Annotated in this window: 1 protein-coding gene; it reads right to left on the bottom strand. The window is 50.0% G+C overall.

What is annotated here, in order from left to right; all coding sequences use genetic code 11:
- The coding region (locus tag V6E90_RS21770) for a hypothetical protein (protein ID WP_332606445.1) at positions 1 to 232 on the bottom strand (232 nt) is incomplete at both ends.

Genomic DNA, 232 nt, shown 5'->3' on the forward strand with positions numbered 1-232 from the left:
TGATGAAGCCATTCACCAAGTCCGCTGCTGTTACTGTGTAGTTGGTACCATTTACGGTTACCACTGTACCCACTGCTGCATCTGGACCGAGTGCCACTTGTGCATCGAAGCTACCATCTGCACCCAATTCAGTCGCATTCAAGATGCCGTCACCGTTCAGATCATCTGGAACTGTGATCGCACCAATCAAGTCAGCTGCAACTGTATCCACCGTGATGGTTACATCTGCATC

It is taken from the genome of Acinetobacter sp. ESBL14 (genome assembly GCF_036668815.1).
Classification (GTDB): domain Bacteria; phylum Pseudomonadota; class Gammaproteobacteria; order Pseudomonadales; family Moraxellaceae; genus Acinetobacter; species Acinetobacter gyllenbergii.